The organism is Streptomyces sp. NPDC034103, from assembly GCF_055575395.1.
In genome coordinates, this window is sequence record NZ_JBVISS010000021.1 from 106964 (window position 1) to 129624 (window position 22661).

The 22661-nt window shown below is 70.0% G+C and carries 23 protein-coding genes; 18 read left to right on the forward strand and 5 right to left on the reverse strand.

What is annotated here, in order from left to right:
- The first annotated feature begins 51 nt into the window (after nucleotides 1-51).
- Nucleotides 52-834: a Rid family hydrolase gene (locus tag ACZ56U_RS36715; protein WP_469088270.1), complete on the forward strand. Its 783-nt coding sequence runs from the start codon at nucleotides 52-54 to the stop codon at nucleotides 832-834.
- Nucleotides 835-892: 58 nt separating this feature from the next.
- Here ACZ56U_RS36715 and ACZ56U_RS36720 read toward each other — a convergent pair whose 3' ends face one another.
- On the reverse strand, nucleotides 893-1693 hold the full coding sequence (locus ACZ56U_RS36720) for a HupE/UreJ family protein (protein ID WP_469088271.1): 801 nt from the start codon (nucleotides 1691-1693) through the stop codon (nucleotides 893-895).
- Nucleotides 1694-1709: 16 nt separating this feature from the next.
- Between ACZ56U_RS36720 and ACZ56U_RS36725 the strand changes: the two genes are divergently transcribed.
- The 16 genes from ACZ56U_RS36725 to ACZ56U_RS36800 all read left to right on the forward strand — a co-directional run bounded on the left by ACZ56U_RS36725 (nucleotide 1710) and on the right by ACZ56U_RS36800 (nucleotide 17897).
- Nucleotides 1710-3056: an APC family permease gene (locus ACZ56U_RS36725; protein ID WP_469088272.1), complete on the forward strand. Its 1347-nt coding sequence runs from the start codon at nucleotides 1710-1712 to the stop codon at nucleotides 3054-3056.
- Between the two features lie 374 nt (nucleotides 3057-3430).
- The gene (locus tag ACZ56U_RS36730; RefSeq protein ID WP_469088273.1) at nucleotides 3431-4276 is read left to right on the forward strand and encodes an LLM class flavin-dependent oxidoreductase; all 846 of its coding nucleotides are present in this window, start codon (nucleotides 3431-3433) and stop codon (nucleotides 4274-4276) included.
- A gap of 694 nt (nucleotides 4277-4970) precedes the next feature.
- Entirely contained in the window at nucleotides 4971-5582 is a 612-nt protein-coding gene (locus ACZ56U_RS36735; protein ID WP_469088274.1) for a thiamine pyrophosphate-binding protein, read from the forward strand.
- A 3-nt stretch (nucleotides 5583-5585) separates the two neighbouring features.
- Entirely contained in the window at nucleotides 5586-6158 is a 573-nt protein-coding gene (locus ACZ56U_RS36740) for a thiamine pyrophosphate-dependent enzyme (RefSeq protein ID WP_469088275.1), read from the forward strand.
- Entirely contained in the window at nucleotides 6155-7180 is a 1026-nt protein-coding gene (locus ACZ56U_RS36745; RefSeq protein ID WP_469088276.1) for a beta/alpha barrel domain-containing protein, read from the forward strand. The genes ACZ56U_RS36740 and ACZ56U_RS36745 overlap by 4 nt, the downstream gene beginning before the upstream one ends.
- Nucleotides 7177-8112 carry an isocitrate lyase/phosphoenolpyruvate mutase family protein gene (locus tag ACZ56U_RS36750; protein WP_469088277.1) on the forward strand — a complete coding sequence of 312 codons (936 nt, stop codon included), beginning with the start codon at nucleotides 7177-7179 and terminating at the stop codon, nucleotides 8110-8112. Before ACZ56U_RS36745 ends, ACZ56U_RS36750 begins: the two co-directional genes overlap by 4 nt.
- Nucleotides 8109-9230, forward strand: coding sequence for a phosphoenolpyruvate carboxykinase (ATP) (locus ACZ56U_RS36755; RefSeq protein WP_469088278.1), 1122 nt, complete (start codon nucleotides 8109-8111; stop codon nucleotides 9228-9230). Before ACZ56U_RS36750 ends, ACZ56U_RS36755 begins: the two co-directional genes overlap by 4 nt.
- Entirely contained in the window at nucleotides 9227-9691 is a 465-nt protein-coding gene (locus ACZ56U_RS36760) for a YjbQ family protein (protein ID WP_469088279.1), read from the forward strand. Before ACZ56U_RS36755 ends, ACZ56U_RS36760 begins: the two co-directional genes overlap by 4 nt.
- Nucleotides 9688-10830 carry a pyridoxal-phosphate-dependent aminotransferase family protein gene (locus tag ACZ56U_RS36765; protein WP_469088280.1) on the forward strand — a complete coding sequence of 381 codons (1143 nt, stop codon included), beginning with the start codon at nucleotides 9688-9690 and terminating at the stop codon, nucleotides 10828-10830. Before ACZ56U_RS36760 ends, ACZ56U_RS36765 begins: the two co-directional genes overlap by 4 nt.
- On the forward strand, nucleotides 10830-11135 hold the full coding sequence (locus ACZ56U_RS36770; RefSeq protein ID WP_469088281.1) for a glutaredoxin domain-containing protein: 306 nt from the start codon (nucleotides 10830-10832) through the stop codon (nucleotides 11133-11135). The genes ACZ56U_RS36765 and ACZ56U_RS36770 overlap by 1 nt, the downstream gene beginning before the upstream one ends.
- Entirely contained in the window at nucleotides 11132-12334 is a 1203-nt protein-coding gene (locus ACZ56U_RS36775; RefSeq protein WP_469088282.1) for an ATP-grasp domain-containing protein, read from the forward strand. Before ACZ56U_RS36770 ends, ACZ56U_RS36775 begins: the two co-directional genes overlap by 4 nt.
- Nucleotides 12335-12354: 20 nt before the next feature.
- Nucleotides 12355-13023, forward strand: coding sequence for a metallophosphoesterase family protein (locus ACZ56U_RS36780; protein WP_469088283.1), 669 nt, complete (start codon nucleotides 12355-12357; stop codon nucleotides 13021-13023).
- Nucleotides 13024-13095: 72 nt separating this feature from the next.
- Complete coding sequence (locus tag ACZ56U_RS36785) at nucleotides 13096-14253, forward strand: ATP-grasp domain-containing protein (protein WP_469088284.1); 1158 nt, start codon at nucleotides 13096-13098, stop codon at nucleotides 14251-14253.
- Nucleotides 14250-15524, forward strand: a complete 1275-nt coding sequence (locus tag ACZ56U_RS36790; protein WP_469088285.1) for an MFS transporter — start codon at nucleotides 14250-14252, stop codon at nucleotides 15522-15524. The genes ACZ56U_RS36785 and ACZ56U_RS36790 overlap by 4 nt, the downstream gene beginning before the upstream one ends.
- A 572-nt stretch (nucleotides 15525-16096) precedes the next feature.
- Nucleotides 16097-17482, forward strand: a complete 1386-nt coding sequence (locus tag ACZ56U_RS36795; protein ID WP_469088286.1) for an NAD(P)/FAD-dependent oxidoreductase — start codon at nucleotides 16097-16099, stop codon at nucleotides 17480-17482.
- A gap of 193 nt (nucleotides 17483-17675) precedes the next feature.
- Nucleotides 17676-17897, forward strand: a complete 222-nt coding sequence (locus ACZ56U_RS36800) for a hypothetical protein (protein WP_469088287.1) — start codon at nucleotides 17676-17678, stop codon at nucleotides 17895-17897.
- 176 nt (nucleotides 17898-18073) lie between these two features.
- On the opposite strand, the gene ACZ56U_RS36805 is transcribed toward ACZ56U_RS36800, so the two are convergent.
- Both ACZ56U_RS36805 and ACZ56U_RS36810 read right to left on the reverse strand, forming a co-directional pair.
- The gene (locus tag ACZ56U_RS36805; RefSeq protein WP_469088288.1) at nucleotides 18074-18310 is read right to left on the reverse strand and encodes a hypothetical protein; all 237 of its coding nucleotides are present in this window, start codon (nucleotides 18308-18310) and stop codon (nucleotides 18074-18076) included.
- A 273-nt stretch (nucleotides 18311-18583) separates the two neighbouring features.
- On the reverse strand, nucleotides 18584-19237 hold the full coding sequence (locus tag ACZ56U_RS36810; RefSeq protein WP_469088289.1) for a glycine-rich domain-containing protein: 654 nt from the start codon (nucleotides 19235-19237) through the stop codon (nucleotides 18584-18586).
- A gap of 459 nt (nucleotides 19238-19696) precedes the next feature.
- On the opposite strand from ACZ56U_RS36810, the gene ACZ56U_RS36815 reads away from it, so the two are divergent.
- The gene (locus ACZ56U_RS36815; RefSeq protein WP_469088290.1) at nucleotides 19697-21382 is read left to right on the forward strand and encodes a ribonuclease J; all 1686 of its coding nucleotides are present in this window, start codon (nucleotides 19697-19699) and stop codon (nucleotides 21380-21382) included.
- 353 nt (nucleotides 21383-21735) lie between these two features.
- Here the strand turns inward: ACZ56U_RS36815 and ACZ56U_RS36820 are convergent, their stop codons facing one another.
- Nucleotides 21736-22437, reverse strand: coding sequence for an alpha/beta fold hydrolase (locus ACZ56U_RS36820; protein WP_469088291.1), 702 nt, complete (start codon nucleotides 22435-22437; stop codon nucleotides 21736-21738).
- Between the two features lie 35 nt (nucleotides 22438-22472).
- The coding region (locus tag ACZ56U_RS36825) for an alpha/beta fold hydrolase (RefSeq protein WP_469088292.1) at nucleotides 22473-22661 on the reverse strand (189 nt) is incomplete at its 5' end.

Below are 22661 nucleotides of genomic sequence, written 5' to 3' on the forward strand. Positions count from 1 at the left end.
TGCGTGTGGCCGTATTAGACGTATCAGTGCTGGTCTTTTAGCGTTCGGCGCATGACAGAGCGACGCGCGATCCTCAGCGGCTCGGCCTTTGAGGAGCGGATCGGCTATGCCCGTGCTGTGGTCGACGGCGACTGGGTGCACGTGTCCGGGACGACCGGATTCGACTACGCCACCATGACGATCTCCGACGACGTGGTGGAGCAGGCCGAGCAGTGCCTGCGCAACATCGAGGCCGCACTGGCCGAGGCGGGGTGCACCTTCGCCGACGTGGTGCGCGTGCGCTACCTCCTGCCCGACCGTGCGGACTTCGAACTCTGCTGGCCGGCCCTGCGCCGCTGTTTCGGCGACGTTCAGCCCGCCGCCACGATGCTCATGTGCGGTCTCGCTGACCCGCGGATGAAGATCGAGATAGAGGTGTACGCGCGGCGACACATCCCGTCTCGCGGTGGCGCCATGAGCGATCATCCGCAAGCGCCTGTCGTGCCCGTCCAGGCCCATGAACCCCCTTACTACGCGGCCGTCTTCACCACGATGCGAACCCAGGACCAGAGCGACTACAGCGAGACCAGCGCACACTTGGAAGACCTGGTGAAGGACATCCCGGGGTACCTGGGGATGGACCACGCGCAGACTCCTGGCGGGTTGGGTATCACCGTCAGCTACTTCCGCGACGCCGACGCCCTCACGCAGTGGCGGAACAACGCCGAGCACCGCGCGGGGCAAGAGCGCGGACGAGCCCAGTGGTACCAGACCTACACGCTGCATGTCGCGAAAGTCGAACGAAGCCACGGCTTCGTGCGCGCAGATGTCCAGCAGAGCCCGACAGCAGGCTGACCAGCGACTGGAAATCGTCCGCTCTGCGAATGGCCCTGGCTCGTTGAGGGTTGGCGCTCTACGTCGCCGCCGAGTCGGCGGCCTGCGCCGACCTGTTCAAATCGTGCGGTACAGGTGCTGTCTCTATGGAGGGCTCCGGTATCTCCGGCCGGGCGTGCCAACGGTTGGCCAGGGTCCAAGTGGTGGCGGCGAACGCGCTCACCGTGAGAACGGTCAGCATCAGTGTCGTGTGGGACCCGGCGCTGTCGGCGGCCCGGGCGACGGGGTTGGGCAGGCCGAGGCGGTCGGCCAGCCAGCCGACGGCCGCCGTGCCGGTGAGCACCGCGCCGGTCAGCCTCGACCTGGGCTGCACGCGCAGACGGGCGAGGACCAGCGGCGAGGGCTGGGCGAGGCAGACCAGCAGGAGCTGGACCAGTTCGATGCCGAGGTTGAAGCCGAAGAGGCTGGTCACGAGCTGTCCGGTGGACAGGTGCATCTCAGCCAGCACGAAGGAGAACGCCATGCCGTGGCCGAGCCCGAAGACCCCGGCCACCAGCGCCTCCTTGCCCGGGAACAGCGGCCGGACAGCGTGGATCGCGCCGACGAGGATGCTTGCGGCGATGAACGCCTCGACCGGCCATCCGGGGATGTCCAGACGGCCGAGCGCGGTGGCGGCCAGCGCGACGGAGTGTCCGGCGGTGAAGGCGAGCGTGATGCGGCCGATCCGGGGGCCGTCCGGGTGGATCGTGCGCTCGGCGCCTGGGCGGTCGCCTCTCTCCCGGACACCGCTGCCCCCTGTAAATACCGGCCACGGTGTGGTGTGCCGCGATGCTCGACCTGACGACCGTGCATCCGTCCGTCGTCTGGGATCCCGCTGCACGGGGTACCGGGGAGCAATGGCCAGATCTACCGACCTGAATTCCGCCGGTTCTCCTCCGGGTGAGGCGGCCCCGCTCAAGAAGGCGCTGACGACCCCGCTGCTGTACTTCTTCATCCTCGGCGACGTGCTGGGGGCGGGGGTGTACGTCCTCGTGGGTCAGATCGCGGCGGAATCGGGCGGCGCGGTGTGGGTGCCGCTCCTGCTCGCCCTGGTGCTGTCGCTCCTGACCGCCGCCTCCTACGCCGAGCTCGCCACCAAGTACCCGAGGGCAGGCGGCGCCTCCCACTACGCGACCCTCGCCTACGGACCCTTCGCCGGCTTCGTGGCGGGCTTCTGCATGCTCGCCGCGGGCATCGTGTCCGTCGCCGCGCTGGCCCGCGGCTTCGCGGGCGACTATCTGACGAGCTTCGTCACCCTGCCCGTCGCGGCCGTGGCGACCGTGTTCCTCTGCGCCCTGGCCCTGCTGAACGCGCGGGGCATCAGCGAATCCACCCGGGCCAACGCGATCGCCACCGTCATCGAGGTGGGCGGCCTCCTGCTGGTGATCGGCCTGGGTGCGTGGTTGCTGCTGCGGGGCGACGGCGACCCCGGCCGGCTCACCCGCCTCGGCACCGCCGACACCGGGGCCGCCGCGGGTGCGCTGAGCGGAACGGTTCTGGCGTACTACTCGTTCGTCGGCTTCGAGACCTCCGTCAACGTGGCCGAGGAGACGCGCGATCCCCGCCGCTCGTATCCGCGCGCCCTCTTCGGCGCCCTGGCGACGGCGGGCGCCGTGTACGTCCTCGTCGGGATCGTCGCCTCGGCCGCGGTCCCCACCGCCACGCTGGCCGCTTCCAGCGGTCCCTTGCTCGAGGTGGTGAAGGAGGCGGGCGGAGTGCCGCAGAAGCTGTTCAGCGCGATCGCCCTCGTCGCCGTGGCCAACGGCGCCCTGCTCACCGGGATCATGAGTTCTCGCCTGGCCTACGGCATGGCGCGCGACGGACTGCTCCCCAGGTTCTTGACCCGCGTGCTTCCCGGACGCCGTACTCCGTGGGCGTCCATCGCCGCGACCACCGCCCTGTCCTTCACGCTGGCCCTGACGGGCGACGTGGCCACCCTTGCCTCCACCCTCGTCCTGCTCCTGCTCGTGGTGTTCTTCCTGGTGAACACAGCGGTGCTCGTCCAGCGCCGCGACCCCGCCGCACGACCCCACTTCAGGGGGTGGACCGCCGTCCCGGTCCTGGGGGCACTGTCCTGCGTGGTGCTGGCCACCCAGATCGAGGGCGAGGTGTGGGCCCGCGGGCTCCTCGTCATCGCGGTCGGCGCGCTCCTGGGGGCCGTCACCGCCGTCCGACTCCGCCGAAACACCGGGAACGAGTCCTGACCACCGCCTTCTCGCGGACGGCGGCGCAGCCCTCCCCCTCCCTGCTCGCCCTTGCCGTGCGGGCCAACCCCGCAGGCGTCGCCCCCGCGGTCCTCGCCGGCCTCCAGGCGCTGGCAGACCGGACCCGGGCGAGCGCGGCCGACGGCACCTACGCGCCGGACCTTCTCCGCACTGACCAATTCCAGACGGCCAACTGCTGGGGGCGGGAACCGACCCAAATTGACTTGTCCCATCAAACCGACGCGCCCTAGGGTGAGATCACTTCGACGAGACGTTCCCCAGAAGCACGCCGCAGAGCGGGAGCGTCCCACCTCGCTGAGGTGCCGGAGGGGCGGCAGCAGCTTTGTCGACCCTTCCCTTCGGAGGACTCCTTCATGAACGTCGGTATCGGTCTGCCCATTGGCGACCCTGCCACCTTGCTCACCTGGGCCCAGCGCGCCGACGCCGGGCCCTTCAGCACGCTCGGCCTGCTCGACCGGCTCGTCTACCACAACCCCGAACCCCTGGTCGCGCTCGCCATCCTCGCGGGCGCCACCTCCCGCATCCGCGTCCAGACCGAGGTGCTGCTCGCCCCGCTGCGCGACACCGCCCTCCTCGCCAAGCAGGCCGCCACCTTGGATCGGATGACCGGTGGTCGCCTGGTCCTCGGCCTGGGGATCGGCGGCCGGGAGGACGACCACCAGGTCACGGGCATCGACAAACGCACCCGAGGCCGACGCCTCGACGAGCAGATGGCGGTAATGCGCCGCCTGTGGTCCGGCGAGCCGTACGGTGACGGCATCGGCCCCATCGGTCCTGCGCCCGCCCGGCTCGGCGGCCCCGAGGTGCTCTTCGGAGGCTTCCAGCCGGCTGCGATCGAACGCGTCGCGCGCTGGGGTGACGGCTTCCTCGCCGCCGCGGCGCTCTCCTGGGCAGGCGGCCTGTTCGACACCGCCCGCAAGTTCTGGAAGGAGTACGACCGCGACGGCGAACCGCGCATCGTCGCGCAGGTCAACGTTGCGCTCGGCCCTGAAGACGTGGTCCACGACGCCCAGGCCAACATGCACGCGTACTACACCTTCACCGGCATGGCCGACCGGATGGTGGCCGGAATGCTCACCACGCCGACTGAGATCCGCGATGCGATCACCGGCTTCGCCGACCTCGGCGCCGACGAGGTCATGCTCTACTGCTACGGCCTCGACGCGAACCAGGTAGACCGCCTCGCCGATGTTCTATAACGGTGGCCTGACCCACAGGTCTTCCCGCAGACCGCACTGCTGGTCTCCACTTCTCCTGATCACCCTGCTGTGACCTGTGGATTCTGTGGATTCTGATGAGGAAACACAGGTAGCCCGACGGAGACCGGGCCGCCCGGGCAAAGCGACGGGCCTGCTCGCGCTTGCCTCTCAGGAAGGCGAGGGTGAGGTCGAGTCCATCGATCTCACCCCGCCAGTCCTCGGCGACAGCGCGTTCGCGGCGGGCGAGAGGTCCTCATGCTCTTGATCAGCCCCCGCTGAGTAGAGCCGCCGGACCGGTCGGCGCGCGTGGGCCAACCTCCCCGCCCACATCGTGAGCGAGAGATCCGCAAGATGCACACAGAGGACTGCGCGGCGCCCGCACCGGTGAGGTACCGCTCGACCGCCGTCGTGGGGCTTGCTCGGCGATACCCGAGCGCGACAGACCGCGCGATGAAGGGGCCGCAGCTCGCTGGTTCAGCCCGCTCCGCCATGCATGCCGCGAGCGGCGTCCGACATTTGCGATTGCGGCGCCGCGACGCCGCAGTTCAAACATCGATATTCGGCCATTACAGCCCGGGGGCGGCCGATTTTAACGGTGACCCATAAGGTCGCCGAATATGCGACATGTCTACTAAATTCCATAGAATTCCAGTGTCCGAATTCTGGAATGTAATTGCGGGTCCACTTGCAGGTCATGCATGATCCACATCGCCGGGAGCAGGGAAGACGCTCCTCGCCGGGCGTCATCACGTCCGCGTGCTTCGTAAAAGAAAGGTCATGCGTGCTGCCTGAATCTTCATTGGCGGCAGGATCCCGGGATAAAGTCGCCGAGACTTTGCTCAACGCCTTCGCAATCCGCGGGTATTCACACTTCACCGGTGTACCGTGTTCCCTGCTCAAGGGGCTTTTCCGGTTGCTCGAGCACCCCGACTGTCCGGCGACGTACATACCCGCGCCGCGTGAGGACAGCGCCCTAGGTGTGGCTTCCGGTCTCGCCGTGGCAGGGGCCAAGCCCGTGGTTCTCATGCAGAACTCCGGTCTCGGCTACTCGCTCAACGTCCTCACCTCGTTCAACCTCATCTACGACGTCCATCTGCCGCTCGTCGTCAGCTGGCGGGGTCATGACGGCACGGACGCGGTCGAGCACGACGTCATCGGGCGCGAACTCACCCGACTGCTCGACGTCTTCGGCCTTCCGTGGACCGTGCTGGACAACGAGCGCCCCGAGGACTCCGTCGAGGCGTTCCTCAAGCAGTACGACTCCGGTCGGAGCACCGCCGTACTGATCGTCCGGGAAGGGATCTGAGCGTTGCTGGACATTCGTGACGCCCTGGGCGCACTGCTGGAACGGGAATCCACCGCCCTGACGGTGAGCACGTGCGGCTACATCACGCGCGACGTGTACAACATCGCCGATCGCCCGAACCACTTCTACCTGGTGGGCTCGATGGGCATGGCCGCGCCGATCGGGCTCGGTATCGCACTGGCCCATCCGGACCGCCGGGTGCTGGTGCTGGACGGCGACGGCTCGTTCGCCATGAATCCGGGCTGCCTCCCGATGATCGCCGAGCACCGGCCGAACCTGGTCCATGTCGTGCTCGACAACGGCGCCCACGAGAGCACCGGCGGGCAGCGCACCGCCGCCCTCGGCGACCCGGCGGCCATGGCCCTCGCGGCCGGTTACGCCGCCGCCCACACCGTGGACGACCTCGACCAGCTGGCCGCCCTGGACCTGACCGGCACGCCCACGCTGGTGCGGGTCCGCTGCAAGCCCCGCAGTCACCCTGCCGGCAAGCGTGTGCAGCAGACCCCACAGCAGCTAGTGAAACGTTTCCGCAACCAGTTGGGCACCCCGGCCGCACATCTGGAAGGAGCCGTGTGAAGCCCACCCTGCTCGACTGCACCCTGCGCGACGGCGGGAACCAGAACGACTGGCAGTTCACCCCCACCGACGTGCGCACCATCGTGAGCACCCTGGACGCCGCCCGCATCGATGTCATCGAGGTCGGCTACCGCGGCGGCTCCGGCAGCAGGGCCAGCGCGACCGCGGGACCCTCGGCGCACTGCACGCCCGAGTATCTCGCGGCGCTGCCGCCCGTCTCGCACGCCGAACTGGCCGTGATGGTCGTCCCCACCGTGTGCCCGGTACGGGCCATGGACGACCTGCCGGACAGCCCGGTGTCCATGGTGCGTATCGCCGCCTACCCGTGGAACATCGGCGGGATGCCGGAGTACGTCCGGGCCGTGCGGGCGCTCGGACTCAAGGTCGGCGTCAACCTGATGGCCGTCAGCTACACCACCCAGGAGCAGCTCGCCGAGGTCGCCGCGGTCGTGGCGTCGGAGCTGCCAGACGTCTTCTACATCGCCGACTCCTTCGGCGCACTCACCCCGGACGACGTCCGCCGCCGCTTCGAGCTGCTGACCGAGCGGCTGCCGACTCCGCTCGGCATCCACGCCCACAACAACCTGGGCCTCGCCGCGGCCAACGCGGTCGCCGGCCTGGACGCGGGCGTGAGCTGGCTGGACGCCTCGCTGTGCGCCATGGCCCGCGGCGCCGGGAACCTCGCCACCGAGCAGGCGGCCGCGTTCCTCACCGCGTGGCCCAAGTACGACACCCACGCCGATCTGCCCCTGGTCGCCGAGGCCGCCGAGTACGTGGCCGAGCAGGTGCTGCCGCGCCCGATGACAGTGCGCCGGGCCGAGATCGCGGCCGGGATCAACGATCACCACTTCTACTTCCAGGACCGCATCGAGAAGATCAGCGCCCGCCACGGGCTCGACCCGTGGGAGGTCGGGCGGCGGATCGGCGCGGCACAGCCGCGCAAGGTCCTCGACGAGATCGTCGAGGACGTGTGCCGAGAGCTGGCCGCAGCGGCCACGACCACCAACGGAGGGGACGCATGACCCAGAGCCGACCGCCCCGGCAGGACCAGCACGACCGGACACCGAGTGCGGCACAAAGGCTGCGCACGGCACTGACCGCCCCGCCCCTCACCCGCGCCATGGGCTCGCACAGCCCGCTCAGCGCGCGACTCGCCGAAGAGGCCGGCTTCGACGTCATCTGGTCCAGCGGACTGGAGATCTCCGCCACGGCCGGCGTACCCGACGCCAACATCCTCAGCATGGGCGAGTGCCTCGACTCGGCCGCGGGCCTCGCCTCCGCCGTGGACCTCCCCGTCCTCGCGGACTGCGACTCCGGGTTCGGGAACGTCAACAACGTCATCCACATGGTGCGCTCCTACGAGGCGCGCGGCGTGGCCGGCGTATGCATCGAGGACAAGCAGTTCCCCAAGCTCAACAGCTTCATCGAGGGCAACCAGGACCTCGCCCCGCTGGACGACTTCGCGGGCAAGATCCGCGCCGCCACGGAGACCCGTACCGACATGGTCGTCGTCGCCCGCCTGGAGGCGCTGATCTCCGGCCAGGGCATGGCCGAGGCGCTGCGCCGGGCCGACGTCTACGAACGGGCCGGGGCGGACGCCCTGCTCATCCACTCCAAGCGCAAGGACCCCGAGGAGGTCTTCGCCTTCCGCGAGGCCTACCGCGGCGACCTCCCGGTGATCGTCGTACCGACCACCTACAACCAGGTCACCGTGGAGGAGCTGGAGCAGCGCGGCTTCGCCATGGCGATCTACGCCAACCAGGCGCTGCGCAGCTCGATCCGAGCCATGCGGGAGACCCTCACCAAGATCATGAGGGACGGCACCACTCTGAACGTGGAGTCCGAACTCGCCCCGCTCAAGGAGATCTTCGACCTGCAGCGCATGCCCCAGATGCTGGAACAGCAGGAACGCTACGAGTCCCTGGGACGCGAACTCGCGGAGGCCGCACAGTGACCAGCCCGACCGATTTCACCGCCCTGCGGCTGGACTTCCACGGCACCCACCTCGACCTTGAGGTGGCGCCCGGCGCCGACATCGACGACGCGCTCGCCTTCCTCGCCACGCATCTGATCGCCGAGGAGGCCAAGCCCGGCGAGAGCGACCGCGAGCCGGTCGCGACCCTGCGTGTCCATGCCCCGGACCCCGAGCGGCTCGCACCCCCGGCCGGGGCCGTGTCGGAGGACATCTACCTCCGCAAGAGCGCCAGCGAGTTCTTCACCGTGCCGGCCCGGCGGGCCGTCGTGGACGGACGCGAGTTCCTGGAGTGCACCAAGACGGGCAGCCGCTTCGTCTTCGACCGCGCCGCCCGAACCGTCGACGTGACCCTGGGCGCCGGCGGGCACATGGACCTCGTCGAGCTGGTGCGCGACCTGGTACTGAAGCACCAGGAGAACACCGGCGCCGCGGTACTGCACGCCACCGCCGCCTACCGCGACGGCGAGGTCGTCCTGGTCACCGGGGCGAAGGGGGCCGGCAAGAGCACGGTGCTGCTGGAACTGGTAGAGCACTTCGGCTACCAGGTGCTCAGCGGCGACAAGACCGTGCTGCACGAGCTGCCGGACGGCTCGGTCGTCGCGGCCGGCTGGCCCGACTACCCGCACCTGGGGTACGGCACCGTCGCCAAGTACCCGGGGCTGAAGGAGATCGCCGGCATCGGGGACGACTACGTGCCCGCCGAGGGCCACGCGTTCTCGCCGGTGGGGAAGTTCGCGGTGGACCCGCTGCCGTTCCGGGACCGTTTCCCGAGCGCCCCGGTCGGGGTGCGGGTGCCTGTCGCGGCGATCCTGCACCCGTCGATCGGCCCCGGCGAGCACACCGTCGTCGAGCCGCTGACCGGCAGCCGCCAGGAGCACGCCGAGGTGCTGCGCGCCAACGTGGAGTCGGCGTTCGACGGCGCCAACGCCGGATGGCACCACTACCTCGACGACAACCGCGCCGCCCACACCGCGCAGCTCACCCGTATCACCGACGCCCTGTCCCAGGTACCCGCCTGGACGCTCACCGGGCCGGGCGACCTGACGGCCGAGAACACACCACCGCTGATCGGCGGGCCCGCCGAGGTGGCCCGGTGATCGAACTGACGGTGGAGAGCACCGGCCTCAACTCCCACTACGACCTCACCGACCAGATCGCCGCGACCCTCCAGGGACACGGCACGGGCGACGGGCTCGCCGGGGTGTTCGCACACGGCAGCACCATCGGCCTCACCGTGATGCGCTACGAGCCGGGCGCGGTGCAGGACCTGCTGCGAACCCTGGAGCGGATCGCCCCGGAGTCCCCCGCGGACGGCAGCCGTTATCTGCACGAGCTGACCACCGCCGACCCCAACGGCTTCTCGCACCTGAAGTCCTCGCTGCTCGGCACCAGTCTGCTCGTCCCCTTCCGGGACGGTCGCCTCGCCATGTCGCCGAGCCACCGCGTGGTGCTCTTCGACTTCGACCTGAAGCCCGCCACCCGCCGCGTCTTCGTCGACGCGCCCCGGCCGGCGACCACCACCCCCCACCCGACCGAGGTTGAGGAGAACAGCCGATGAAGCTGCGGCTGGCCACCCCCGGACCCACCGAAGTGCCGCAGCGTCTGCTGCTGGCCGGGGCCCGCGAGATCATCCACCACCGCTCCACCGAGATGGAGCAGCTGATCCACGAGATCAGCGGCGGCCTGCCGCCACTGTTCGGCACCACCGCCCCGGTGTACACCATCGCCTCCTCCGGAACCGGCGCGATGGAGGCCGCGGTCGCCAACTGCTTCTCGGCCGGCGACGAGGTCCTGGTCGTCTCCAACGGCTACTTCGGCGAACGCTTCCAGGCGATCTGCAAGGCCTACGGGCTCGTCGTGCACGTCGTCGAGAGCGACTGGGGTACCAGCGCCGACCCCGAGCGGGTGGCCGCCGCATACCGCGAACACCCGGAGATCAAGGGCGCGTTCGTCGTCTACAGCGAGACCTCCACCGGTGCGCTCAACGACGTCGAGGCGATCGGGCGCATCTTCCGCGACACCGACGTGATCGTGGTCGTCGACGCCATCAGCGGCCTGTTGGTGCACCCGCTGGAGATGGACGCCTGGGGCCTGGACGTGGTCCTCGCCGCCTCCCACAAGGGCTTCATGCTCCCGCCCGGCCTCGCATTCGTCGCCCTGTCCGCCAAGGCGTGGACGGCCGTGGAACGGTCGAGCGGCCCGAACTACTACTGGTCGTTCGAACGGCTGCGGCACTTCTACCCGATGTCGTCCTCGTCACCTGCGGTGTCCCTGCTGCTCGCCCTGCACGAGTCGCTGAAGATGCTGGACGAGGAAGGCCTGGAGGCCTTCCGCAGGCGCCACGCCGTCCTGGGCAAGGCAGCCGAACGCGGCCTGCTGAAGCTCGGGTTCAGCACCTTCGTGCAGGCCCCGCACCGGCGCAGCCACGTCATCACCTCGGCCCTCGCACCCGAAGGCATCGACACCGGGCAGCTGCTGAAGACGCTGTCCACGTCCTACGGCCTGACGATGACCGGCGGCCAGGCGCACCTGAAGGGCAAGCTGATCCGGGTCGGTCACGTGGGCGCGGCCGACGCCCTCGACCTGAGCGGCATCTTCGGCGCCCTGGAAATGGCCCTGCTCGACCTGGGCCACACGTTCACGCCGGGCTCCGGCGTGGGCGAAGTCATCCGTACGTTCCACGAGGAGAGCCGCTGATGCTCGTCCTGTTCCAGCGCGAGACCTGCCCGGACTGCAAGCCGGTGCGCGAGCTGCTCACCAAGCTCCAGGTGTCCTACATCAACATCAACGTGCCCAAGCCCCGCGAGGAGCGGCACGAGCTGATCCGCACCACGGGCAGCAAGTTCATCCCGGCCCTGGTGGACGGCGCCACGATCATCCCCGGCAAGCTGCGGGAGAACGCCGACATCATCGCGTACCTCAAGGAGCGCTTCGGCGACCCGGAGGCGGTGGCGCCCCAGGCGGCCGGGGCGGTGGCGGACCAGCCGGAGCCCGTGGCATGACCTTCGGGCAGCAGGTGCCCGCGACACCGCGTATCGCGGTGCTCGCGGGCACCCCCCAACTGGTGCGCACGGCCCGCGCCCTGGGGGTCGAGACGGTCTTCGTGCACGACGCGGCGCAGCCGGCGCCACCGGTGGCCGCGGAGGCCGACGCGGTCCTCGCCGTGGACCTGGCGGACACCGACGCGCTGCACGCGGCCCTGGCGCCGCTGCATGCCGCGCACCCCTTCGCACGGGTGCTGTCGCTCACCGAGCGCGGCCTGCTGCCCACCGCCGCGGTCGCCGAGCGGCTCGGTCTGCCCGGCAACTCGCTGCACACCGTGGGCCTGTTGCAGGACAAGCGGCGCATGCGGGAGCTCCTCAACGCCCGCGGTGTCGGCCCGGTCCACACCTCCGCCCCGGGCAGCGCGGCCGAGCTCGCCGCGTTCTGCCGCACGACGGGCGGGCCGGTCATCCTCAAACCCGCGGCCGGCACCAGCAGTCAGGCCGTCTTCCGGGTGGAAGGACCGCAGGCCGCCGAGGACGTGTGGCGGGCCTTCCAGGCCGCGGGCGGCACCCGGCCGGTCGCCGAGGAGTACCTCGACGGACCCGAGATCAGCGTGGAGAGCTTCTCCTACGACGGCAAGCACACCGTGTTCGCCGTCACGGACAAACTGGTGGGTCCCGCGTTCGTGGAGACCGGGCACACCCAGCCCAGCGCCCTGCCCGCCCCCGTCCTGGCGGAGGTCGGCGCCCTCGTCCAGGACTTCCTGGACGCCGTGGGCCTGGCAGAGGGGCCCGCCCACACCGAGGTGAAGGTCACCGGCAAGGGCCCGCGGATCCTCGAGTCGCACAACCGCATCGGCGGCGACAAGATCCGTGAACTGCTGCGCCGGGCCTACGGGTTGGACGTGGTCAGCCTCACCGTGGGCTGCCCGCTCGGACTGCTGGCGCCACCCGCCGACCCGCCCGTCGCCCGACGGGGAGCAGCCATCCGCTTCCTCGCTCCCCCGCCCGGCACGGTCCGGAACATCACCCTGCCCGACACCGAAGGCACCACCGCCGAGATCCACCTCGACGTCACGACCGGCGACCGGGTCCGCCCGGTGCGCAGCTCCCAGGACCGGGCCGGGTACGTCATCGCCGACGGCACGGACGCGGCCGACGCCGCGCGAATCTGTGAGGACCTGGCGGACCGGATCCTGATCGAAACGGGTGAGTGAGAACGGTGCGCCATGCCGTCGTGACCGACATCCACGGGGACACCGCCCGGCTGCGGGCCGTCCTGAGGGGGATCCGCGAGCAAGGGGTGGACCGGGTGGTCTGCCTCGGTGACGTCTTCGAGTGCCGGATCGGGAAACGGGAGGCCGCCGGGTACCAGTACGGCGGCCGGCTCGCGGACGTCTTCGACGCGGACCCCGAACTCGCCGCCCTCCTCGACGGGGTCGAGCTGGTGCGCGGCAACCAGGAGGAGCGGATCCGCACCCTGGTGCCCGACCCCGAGCTGCCCGACTGGACCCGCGCCCTGCTCGACGCCCCGCTGGAACACCGCACCGACTTCGCCCTGTACTGCCACGGCCATCCGCTGCCCTGGCGCGAGACGGAGCCGGGGCTGTGGTGCCCGGCGGACGCGGACTTCCCCGGCCGGGCACTGGTGCACGGCCACCACCACCGCAGCGCACTGCACCGGCTCTGGCCGGAGGGTCCCGGCCGTCCGGTGCGGGTGGAGCGGCTGCCCGTACGGTTCGGGGAGCCCTTCCCGCTCGCGCCGGACGGCCGCTACGTCGTCAACGTCGGCTCCGTCACCGCCTGCGCCCCGGACCGCGGCCCCTCCCCCGCCTGGGCGGTCGTCGACGAGGCCGCCGCCACCGTCACCCACCACCACACCGCCCCGCCACCCACGGCTCTCTGACCGACGCCCCGCGCGCCACGGATCCCTGACCCACAGCCCCCGGCCCACGGCCCCGCACCCCACGGAGAAGAAGTGACCCGGCAGGTACTCCTGCTCAACTCGGACAAGCCCGAGGTCCTCCAGGCTCTGGCCCGCCGCCCCGACGTGGCGGTCCGCGTCATCACCCGCAAGGCCTACGCCGACCTGTACCGGGGCCACGAGGTGGCGTACGTCGACAGCTTCGCCGACCTGACGCAGGTGGAGCAGGCGGCGTACGAACTGGCCGCGCACGGCCCCGTCGACCATGTCGTCGCGGCCACGGAGAAGAGCGTGCCGGCCGCCGGCCTGGTCCGCATGCTGCTCGGGGTGCCCGGTCCCGGATTCGACCAGTCCCTGGCGGGCGCCCACAAGCGGGCCATGAAGGACACGCTGCGCGCCGCCGGTCTCCCGGTGACGGACTACACGCAGGCCGCCACGGTCGACGACGTACCCCGCGCGGCTCAGCGGGTCGGCTGGCCCGTCATGATCAAGCCGGTGTTCGGCGCCGGGTCCAAGAGCACCTACCGCGTCGACTCCCCCGAGGAGTTCGCCGCGCGGCACAGCGGCGGCGAGTTCGCCGACCTCGCGGAGAAGCGGCTGCCCATCCAGGTGGAGTGCCTGGTGCGGTTCACCCACGAGTACCACTGCGACGGCGTCGTCCACGACGGAGAGGTGGTCCGCGCGGCCGTCTCCCGCTATTTCCTCCCGCCGCTGCACACCTCACCAAGCCTGAACAGCGGGTACGTGGCCGACCAGACGGACCCGTTCTCCCGCGCGGTTCTCGAACTGCACCACCACGTGGTCGCCGCGCTCGGCCTGCCCGCCGGGGTCACCCACCTGGAGGTGTTCCGTACCGAGGCGGGCCCGGTCGTCGGCGAAGTGGCCGTCCGGCCGGGCGGCATGGGAATCTCCCGGATGTGGTGGCACGCCTTCGGGGTCGACCTGTGGGAGGAGTTCGTCCGCGTCTCCACCGGCGAACAGCCCGGTCGGCCCGACCACGCACCGCGCCCCGAAACGGTCGGCCGCACCCGGCTGCCGGCCCTGCCCGGCCTGCGGGAGCGCGTGCTCGCCGTACCCGGTGTGCTGGAGGCGCTGACACCCGAGCAGTGCGCGAGCCCCGGGCACCTGGAGGCCTACTTCGTGGCCCCGGACCAGACGGCCGCCGAGGCGTTCATCACGGCGCTGCACACGATGGCGGAGCCCGCGGCATGACCACCGCGTACAAAGACCGACCGGCCCGTGCCGTCCTCGACGCCGCTCTCCCCGCCCCCGGCGCACCCCGGCTGCTCGCCGTCTCCTGGCTGGTCAAGACGATCGGCAGCGGCCTCTACCTGACCACCAGCACCCTGTTCTTCACCCGGGTCGTCGGACTGCCCGTGCACCAGGTGGCCTCCGGCCTCACCGTCGCCGGGATCGCGGCGCTGGCCGGTGCCGTGCCGCTCGGCACGCTGACGGACCGGTTCGGCCCCCGGCGGACGTACACCGTCCTGCTCGGCGTGCAGTTCGCCACCATGGCAGCGCTGGCCCTCGCCCGCACCTTCCCGGTGTTCCTGGCGCTCATCCTGGTCTTCCTGCTGGCCGAACAGGGAAGCACCGCGGCCCGCGGCGCGCTGGTCGCCACGGTCGGAGAGGGCGCCGAGCGCGTGCGGCTGCGTGCCTATCTGCGCGTGGTCACCAACATCGGCATCACGGTCGGCGCGGCGGCCTCGGCGCTGGTCATCCAGGCCGACACCGAGGCCGGGTACATGGCCCTGCTGTGGTGCACGGCGCTGACCTACCCCGGGGCGGCGGTGCCGCTGTGGTGGCTGCGGGCGGGCGAGACCCGACCGGCCGGGAAGTCCGAACGTACGGGGTCCGGCTGGCAGGTCCTGCGCGACCGCCGGTACGCCGCCGTCACCCTGATCTGCGGTGTGCTGTCCCTTCAGGCGCAGGTGCTGTCGTTCGCGGTACCGCTGTGGGTGCTCCAGCACACCGAGGCTCCCCCAGTCCTGGTGTCGGGCATCGTCGCCGTCAACACGGTGCTGGTGATCTGTCTGCAGATACGGTTCAGCCGCGGTGCCGAGGACGACGGCCGGGCCGCCCGGATGTGCCGCAACTCGGGGATAGCCCTGTTCACCGCGTGCGCGCTGGTGGCGTTCACCGGCGGGCTGGGCGGCTGGTCGGCCACGGTCCTGCTGCTGCTGTTCGCGGCCGCCCTCACCTTCGGCGAACTGTGGCTGTCAGCAGGCTCGTTCGGGTTGAGCTTCTCCCTCGCCCCGGAGGGCAGGCACGGCCAGTACCAGGGCTTCTTCTCCCTGGGCCGCGGCGCCGCGACCGCGGTGGCTCCGGCGCTGATAGCGGTGCTCTGCCTCGGCGACCACCCGCGAGAGGGGTGGCTTGTGCTGGGCACCTTGTTCATCGTGGCGGGAGCAGCGGCTCCGCTGGCACTACGGGTGCGAGGGACGGAGGCACTCGGGCCCTCCCGGTCAACTGCCACGGAGTGAACGGGGCGCGGGCCGCTCGACGACGGTACCCGCATGGCGGCCCGACTCACTATGTTGACGCGGGGACCGACACGCGCCGGATTCCCTACGACGAGGAGATCCTGAGGCTGACGCGTGCGCAACTGAGTCCTGGTCGGCGCAATGGCACGGCGACGACGTCACACACACCGTGGTGCGGGCGAGCGTGACGCCGAACTTACGAGATCCGTGAACAGCGTGCCGGTCTGGAGCCTCCCCCTCTGCGAGCGGACGCGTGCGGACGCGCCTGGTAGCCGGGTGCCGTGTCTCCGCTGCTCGGCGGGATTGCTATACGTGCCAGGCCGATGTCAACGATAGTTTTCAGTGGCTGAACGATCGTTGTGCCGCTGGATGATTCGTGCGTTTTCGCCGGGTGCGGAGCCCGTGTCGACCCTGTCCCCCGACGCCAACCAGGACGGCGGCCGTAGTGGGCAGACCGGCCGGACACGCACCGACGTGGACGACCTCGACATCATCGCCCACGCCTTCCAACGACCCCGCGCCGTCGAGGCCACCCGGGCAGCGAGCGGCCTTGAGAGAAAGCGAAAACACCCATGGACGACCCGGCACACCGGCGTCCCACAGTCGCCATCATCGGCGCCAGCGCCACCGGCCTCTTCGCAGCCGCCGCGTTGGCCGATACCGCAGACGTCACCCTCATCGAACGCGACCATTTACCGGACGGCCCCCAGGACCGCCGCGGCGTGCCGCAGGCCCGGCACGCGCACCTGACATGGAGCGGCGGGGTGAAGGCGCTCGAGGACCTGCTGCCCGGGTACGTCGACGAGATGGTCAGCCGTGGCGGGCGCCTGGTGCACATCATGGGCGACATGGTCTCCCGGGCCCCCAACGAGGTCTGGTTCAGGCGCTTCACGGCCACCCACCACCACAACCTCGTCTGCTCCCGCAACCTGCTGGACGCCGTGCTGCGCGAGCGCGTACTCGCCGACCCTCGCCTCACCCTGCGCCAGGACACCACCGCCCTGGGGCTGCAAGGCGATGCTGCCCGCGTCACCGGAGTCCGCCTCAAGACCGACGGTGGGATCTCCACGCTCGACGCGGACCTCGTCATCGATGCCTCCGGCCGCGGCTCCCGCACACCCCAGTGGCTGTGCGACTTCGGGCTGCCCGCCGTCCCTGAACGCCATGTCGACGCCGGCGTCGCCTACGCAACCCGCCGCTTCCGCGCCCCCCATCCCGGCATGCCGCTCATCAACGTCCAGGCCAACCCCGCCAAGGCCCCCGGACAGGGCGGCATCATCCTGCCCATCGAGGACGACCAGTGGATCGTCACCCTCTCCGGCACCCGAGGAGGCGAACCCAGCGCCGACCCCGACACGTTCACCGACTTCGCCCTCGACCTGGGCGACCCCGTCATCGGCGAGTTCCTCAAGAAGGCCGAACCGCTCGGCCCGGTCGCCACCACCCGCTCCACCGCCAACCACCGCCACTACTACGAGAAAGCCAAACGCTGGCCCGACGGACTCCTCGTCCTCGGCGACGCCATCGCCGGCTTCAACCCCGTCTACGGCCACGGCCTCACCGTCGCCGCCCAAAGCGCCCTCATCGTCCGCGACATCGCACGCACCACACCCCTGTACCTCCCCGGCACCGCACGACGCCTGCAGCGCGCCGCCGCACGACCCGTCAGCGCCGCCTGGGACCTAGCCGTAGGACAAGACGCCTTCTACCCCGGTGCCACCGACACCCCGCCCACCGCAGTGGAGAAGTTCCTGGCCCGCTTCGTCGACCGCGCCGTCGAGACCGGTGCCGCCAACCCCCGTGCCCTGGGGGCCCTGCTGGACGTGATGAGCCTCGAAAAGCCCGCAAGGCGGCTGTTCTCCGCCGACATGCTCATCCCGATGCTCTTCGGCCCCAAGAAACCGCCACTTCAGGGACCGCCGCTGAGCGACGCCGAACGGAAAGCCATCTCCTCGTAGAAGGCCTGAACTGCCGGCCCGGCTCTTATAAGGGCTCGCTCGAGGCGTCATCACCTGGGCTGAACCTCGCGCCGTACCTCTTCGCCTGTTCGACGTCGAGGCGCGGCGCACCGTGTGTTCCGGCGAGGGCGTTGCCGACGTACCGTGACCTGAACAACGTTCAACTCCTATGCCCCCGACCCCAGGAGCGTCTGTGGACCCTGAGCTGCACGAGACCCTTGAGCGCCGCAGGCGCTACAGGCAGGAGCGTTCCGGCAGTTCAGACCCCGCAGCCAACGAACCCACCAGCCGCACCACTATCGAAGACGTCATGAAAAGGTACGGCGTGATCCGCACCGACCTACGCCTGCACGGCGCGATGACAGCGGAGCAGTTCGAGCAACTCCTCGTCAGGGTTGTCGGATCTCTCGCCTGACTGATGACTCGCCGACACCAGCAGCCTCGGCCACGTCCACGCCGCCCTCGCAAGCGACACGGCCGCCTGGCTTTGTTCACGGACATCGGAATGGCTCCAATGAGCATTTTCAGCGTGACCACCAATCAGGTGACAGCTCCGGCGCCTCTGGCGTCAAGCACTTGCCGGGCAGGCAGTCAGTTGAAAGCGTCGGTCATGCAGTCCACCCGGCAGTCGGCAGCCTCATAACGCTGGCGGAGGGCGGCAGCTGCTTCTTCGCGCTCCACAAAGCCGTACCCGTAGTGCTGGCGCGCCACCCTGGTCACGTCTCCGACCGTGACGATGGCCGGTTCGCCGTGTGCAGCGCGTCGACGCGCTCCGGCGATTGCCATGTCCGCGGATCGCAGCAGGTTTCTGGAACGATCGCGGATCACGGCTGCTTGGGCGCGTTTCGCCGAGAGGGGACGCAGGACACGTCCTCTCCAGAGGTAGCCGGCGGCGACAAGGAGGAGACCGAGCGCTACGAAGAGGAGTCCGCCTGGGGCGTGAGGTCGCATCTATCCAGTCTTCACCACTCGCGTGGTGATCGTCATGCCCGCGTCGGCGGCCGATCGGCGGAGCGACTTGGTGTCAGTGAACCTCCTTAATCATCGGTCTGAGCTGGCCAGATGCAGGGCGAGGGCGGTCCTAAACGGCGTTACCACCGATTACAGGCAGAGCCGATTTATGACACACCCCTTCAGTTCACCGACATCCAGGTCAGGGGTGAGGAGGCCGGGGCCGCTGCCTGTGGGGCAGTCGGTCGGCACCGATCCCCCGGCCGTACCGGGTGCACCGCCGCTGCCGCCCGAGAAGGCGCCGTTGGCGCCTTTGCTGCCGGGATTGCCGGCGCTGAGGGTGACGGCGGTGCCAGTGCAGCGCACGGCTCGTCCACCGCTGCCTCCGTTGCCGCCTCCGTCGGACCTGAGCCTGTTCCCGGGCCCTCCGCCCGTACCACCACGAGCCACGACGGGCACAGTGCCGCCGAAGGCGACGGCGGACCTGCTTCCGGACGTGCCTGGACCCGGGTTTCGCTGAGTCTGGATCTCACCAGGACCCCCTGACCCAGGCTTGCCGACGGTGATGGTCAGCACTTTGCCAGCCTTCACGGCCAATACGCAGTTCACGGTGGCGCCGCCGCCCCCTCCTCCTCCGGCGGTGCCGGGCAGCACGAGGATCGAGCCGGTGCTGCCGCCACCACCACCGCCGGCTCCGGTGGCAGAGACGGTGATCTCGGTGACCTTGGCGGGCACCGTGAACTTGTAGGTGCCCGGCAGGCTGTAAGCACTACTGGCCGCATGGGCGGGGTCGGCCACCACCATAGTCAGCAGGAAACTGGCGACCACCGCTGCGGCGCCGACGGTCAGCCGCCGTGAGCGACGGACTGTCTAGGGAACGCCTGAGTGCCGCCTGTTCGCCATGGGTTGAGCCCTCTCCTCGGTGACAACCGGTCAGCGCACACAGGTAGCCCTGGCGCAGGTGTCCGGGCTTGGACCCGCCCTCAGCCGGACGACGCTCACCTCTTGCCAACTGCGGTGAGTCATAAGATATGGGCAGCTTGCAGGAGCTCAGTTCCAGTCCGTTGATAATCCACTATTACGGGTATATTTGAGACTCATCCCGCTCATCTCCTCTTCCTGTGCTCCGCGGATGCGCCCCCACGGACGGCTCTTCCCGGCAGCCGCTGCGGGTGCCCGGCTCCGTCGGGCGGAGAGCGGAGAGCGGAGAGATCACACAGCCAATGGATCATCTCGTTCCGGTCTCCGGGTACCGTCAGGGGTATGAGTCATCCGCACCCCGAACTGAAAGCCGCCCCGCCCCTTGCCGAGGGAGGGCTGCGCGTCATCGCCCTGGGCGGCCTGGGTGAGATCGGCCGCAACATGACCGTCTTCGAGCACGCCGGCAAGCTGCTCATCGTCGACTGCGGCGTGCTGTTCCCCGAAGAGACCCAGCCCGGCGTAGACGTGATCCTGCCGGACTTCACATCGATCCGGGACCGGCTGGACGATGTCGTGGCCGTGGTCCTCACCCACGGCCACGAGGACCACATCGGCGGCGTCCCGTACCTGCTGCGCGAACGGCGCGACATTCCCGTCGTCGGCTCCAAGCTGACGCTCGCGTTCCTGGAGGCCAAGCTCAAGGAACACGGCATCCGGCCCCGCACGGTGCGGGTACGGGAGAGCGACCGGCGCACCTTTGGTCCCTTCGACTGCGAGTTCGTGGCGGTCAACCACTCCATCCCGGACAGCCTGGCGGTCGCGATCCGCACCCGGGCCGGCATGGTGCTGCACACCGGCGACTTCAAGATGGACCAGTTCCCCCTCGACGACCGCATCACCGATCTGCGCGCCTTCGCCCGGCTCGGCGAGGAGGGTGTGGACCTGTTCCTCACCGACTCCACCAATGCCGAGGTGCCCGGCTTCACCACCTCCGAGCGTGAGCTGAACCCGGCGATCGAGCAGGTGATGCGCACCGCACCGCGGCGGGTCATCGTCTCCAGCTTCGCCAGCCACGTGCACCGCATCCAGCAGGTCCTCGATGCCGCGCACCAGCACGGCCGCAAGGTCGCCTTCGTCGGCCGGTCGATGGTCCGCAACATGGGCATCGCACGTGACCTGGGCTATCTGAAGGTCCCCTCCGGTCTGGTCGTCAACACGAAGGAGCTGGAGAAGCTCCCCGACCACAAGATCACACTGGTGTGCACCGGCTCCCAGGGCGAACCGATGGCCGCCCTGTCACGGATGGCCAACCGCGACCACATGATCCGCATCGGCAAGGGCGACACCGTCCTGCTCGCCAGCTCCCTCATCCCCGGCAACGAGAACGCCATCTACCGGGTGATCAACGGACTCACCCGGTGGGGCGCCCACGTCGTCCACAAGGGCAACGCCAAGGTGCATGTCTCCGGGCACGCCAGCGCCGGCGAACTCGTCTACTGCTACAACATCGTCAAGCCCCGCAACGTCATGCCCGTGCACGGCGAATGGCGCCACCTGCGGGCCAACGCCGACCTCGCCATCCGTACCGGCGTCGACCCCGACCGGGTCGTCATCGCCGAGGACGGCGTTGTCGTCGACCTGGTCGACGGGCGCGCGTCCATCACCGGCAAGGTGCCCGCCGGCAACGTCTACGTGGACGGCATGGAAGTCGGCGGCGCCACCGAGGCCTCCCTCAAGGACCGCCTCACCCTCGCGGAGGAAGGCGTCGTCACGGTGGTGGCGATCGTCGACGCGGACACCGGCGCCCTCGCCGAGGCCCCCGACTTCCTGGCCCGCGGCTTCGTCCACGACGACACCACGTTCGAACCGGTCATCCCCGTCATCGAGAAGACCCTGGCCACCGCGGCCCAGGAAGGCGTCGGAGATGCCCGCCAACTGGAACAGCTCCTCGCCCGCGCCGTAGCGAACTGGGCGTTCCGCACCCACCGCCGCAAGCCCCTCGTCATCCCCGTCATCATCGACGCCTGAGCCACAGCCCAGCAGCGCGGCCCGAAGCGGTCCAGCTCTTGTCCCCGATGTCATGGGGCACGATGTCGACGCCGCGCTGCTGGCAACCCTGCTGCCGGGTGCCCTGCGCCGGGCCCGGCGCAGGGCGGTGCCGACCTCACCGAACAGGCCCGCCAGGCCGACCGGCCCTTGCATGAGCACGGCCGCCAGACCCATGTCCCGGCTCGCCCTCCGCCAGCGGCACAGCGCGCTGCGTGCCTGCCTCGCCGTCTTTGTCCTGTACGGTCTGCGGGCGACCTACCACCACCTCACGCTCAGCGCCGCGATCCCCCGCCGGGCGGGACCGCCGTGCGTCGTGCCGGCACAGGTGGGATTCAGACGAGTTCGGCGGCGGTGAGGATGATGTCGGCCACCGCTGCGGGCTCGGACGCCGGGATGGCGTGCGAAGCGCCGGCAAGCTCGACGCTGCGGCGGGAGTTGGCGCGGTCGGCCATGAAGCGGTGTGCTTCCACGGGGATGTTGTGGTCCCGGTCGGGATAGATGAACCAGGACGGGATGGCCTTCCATGCCGGATCACCGGAGGCCTCGTTGAGCGCGGTGGTGTTCAAGGGGCGCTGCGTGGCGGCGGCCAGAGCAGCCTGCTCGGCGGGGACGTCCGCGGTGAACTGCTGGTGGAACTTTTCCTGCCGGATGTACAGGTCGGCGGTCCCATCGGCGAGCGGAACCTCGTTCAGGGTGTCGCCGAGGGTGCTGCCGGGGAACTTGCCGGACAGGTCGAAGATGCTCTCGCCCCGCTCCGGGGCGAACGCCGCGACGAAGACGAGCGCCTTGACGTTGTCGTGGCCTACCGCGGCGTTGGAGGCGACCGCGCCGCCGTAGGAATGCCCGACGAGCACGACCGGGCCGTCGATGCCGGACAGGACGGCGGAGACGACGGCGGCGTCGCCGCTGAGGCTGCGCAACGGGTTCGGGGCGGCGATCACCGGGTGCCCGGCGGATTGCAGCTTCTCGATCACGCCGTTCCAGCTCGACGACTCGGCGAACGCGCCGTGGACGAGGACGATGGTGGGCTTCATGGAAACGTGCTCCTTCAAGGGGAAACCGCTGGCCTTCAGGCGGTGAGGAAGTCGATCAGGGCGGCGTTGACCTCGGCTGCGTGGGTGAGCAGCAGCCCGTGGGGAGCGCCCTCGATCTCGACGTATCGCGCGTCGGGCAGGCGGCGGTGGAACTCGCGGGCGGTGGCGTCGATCGGCAGGATGCGGTCGGCGGTCCCGTGCAGGATCAGCGACGGCACATCGAT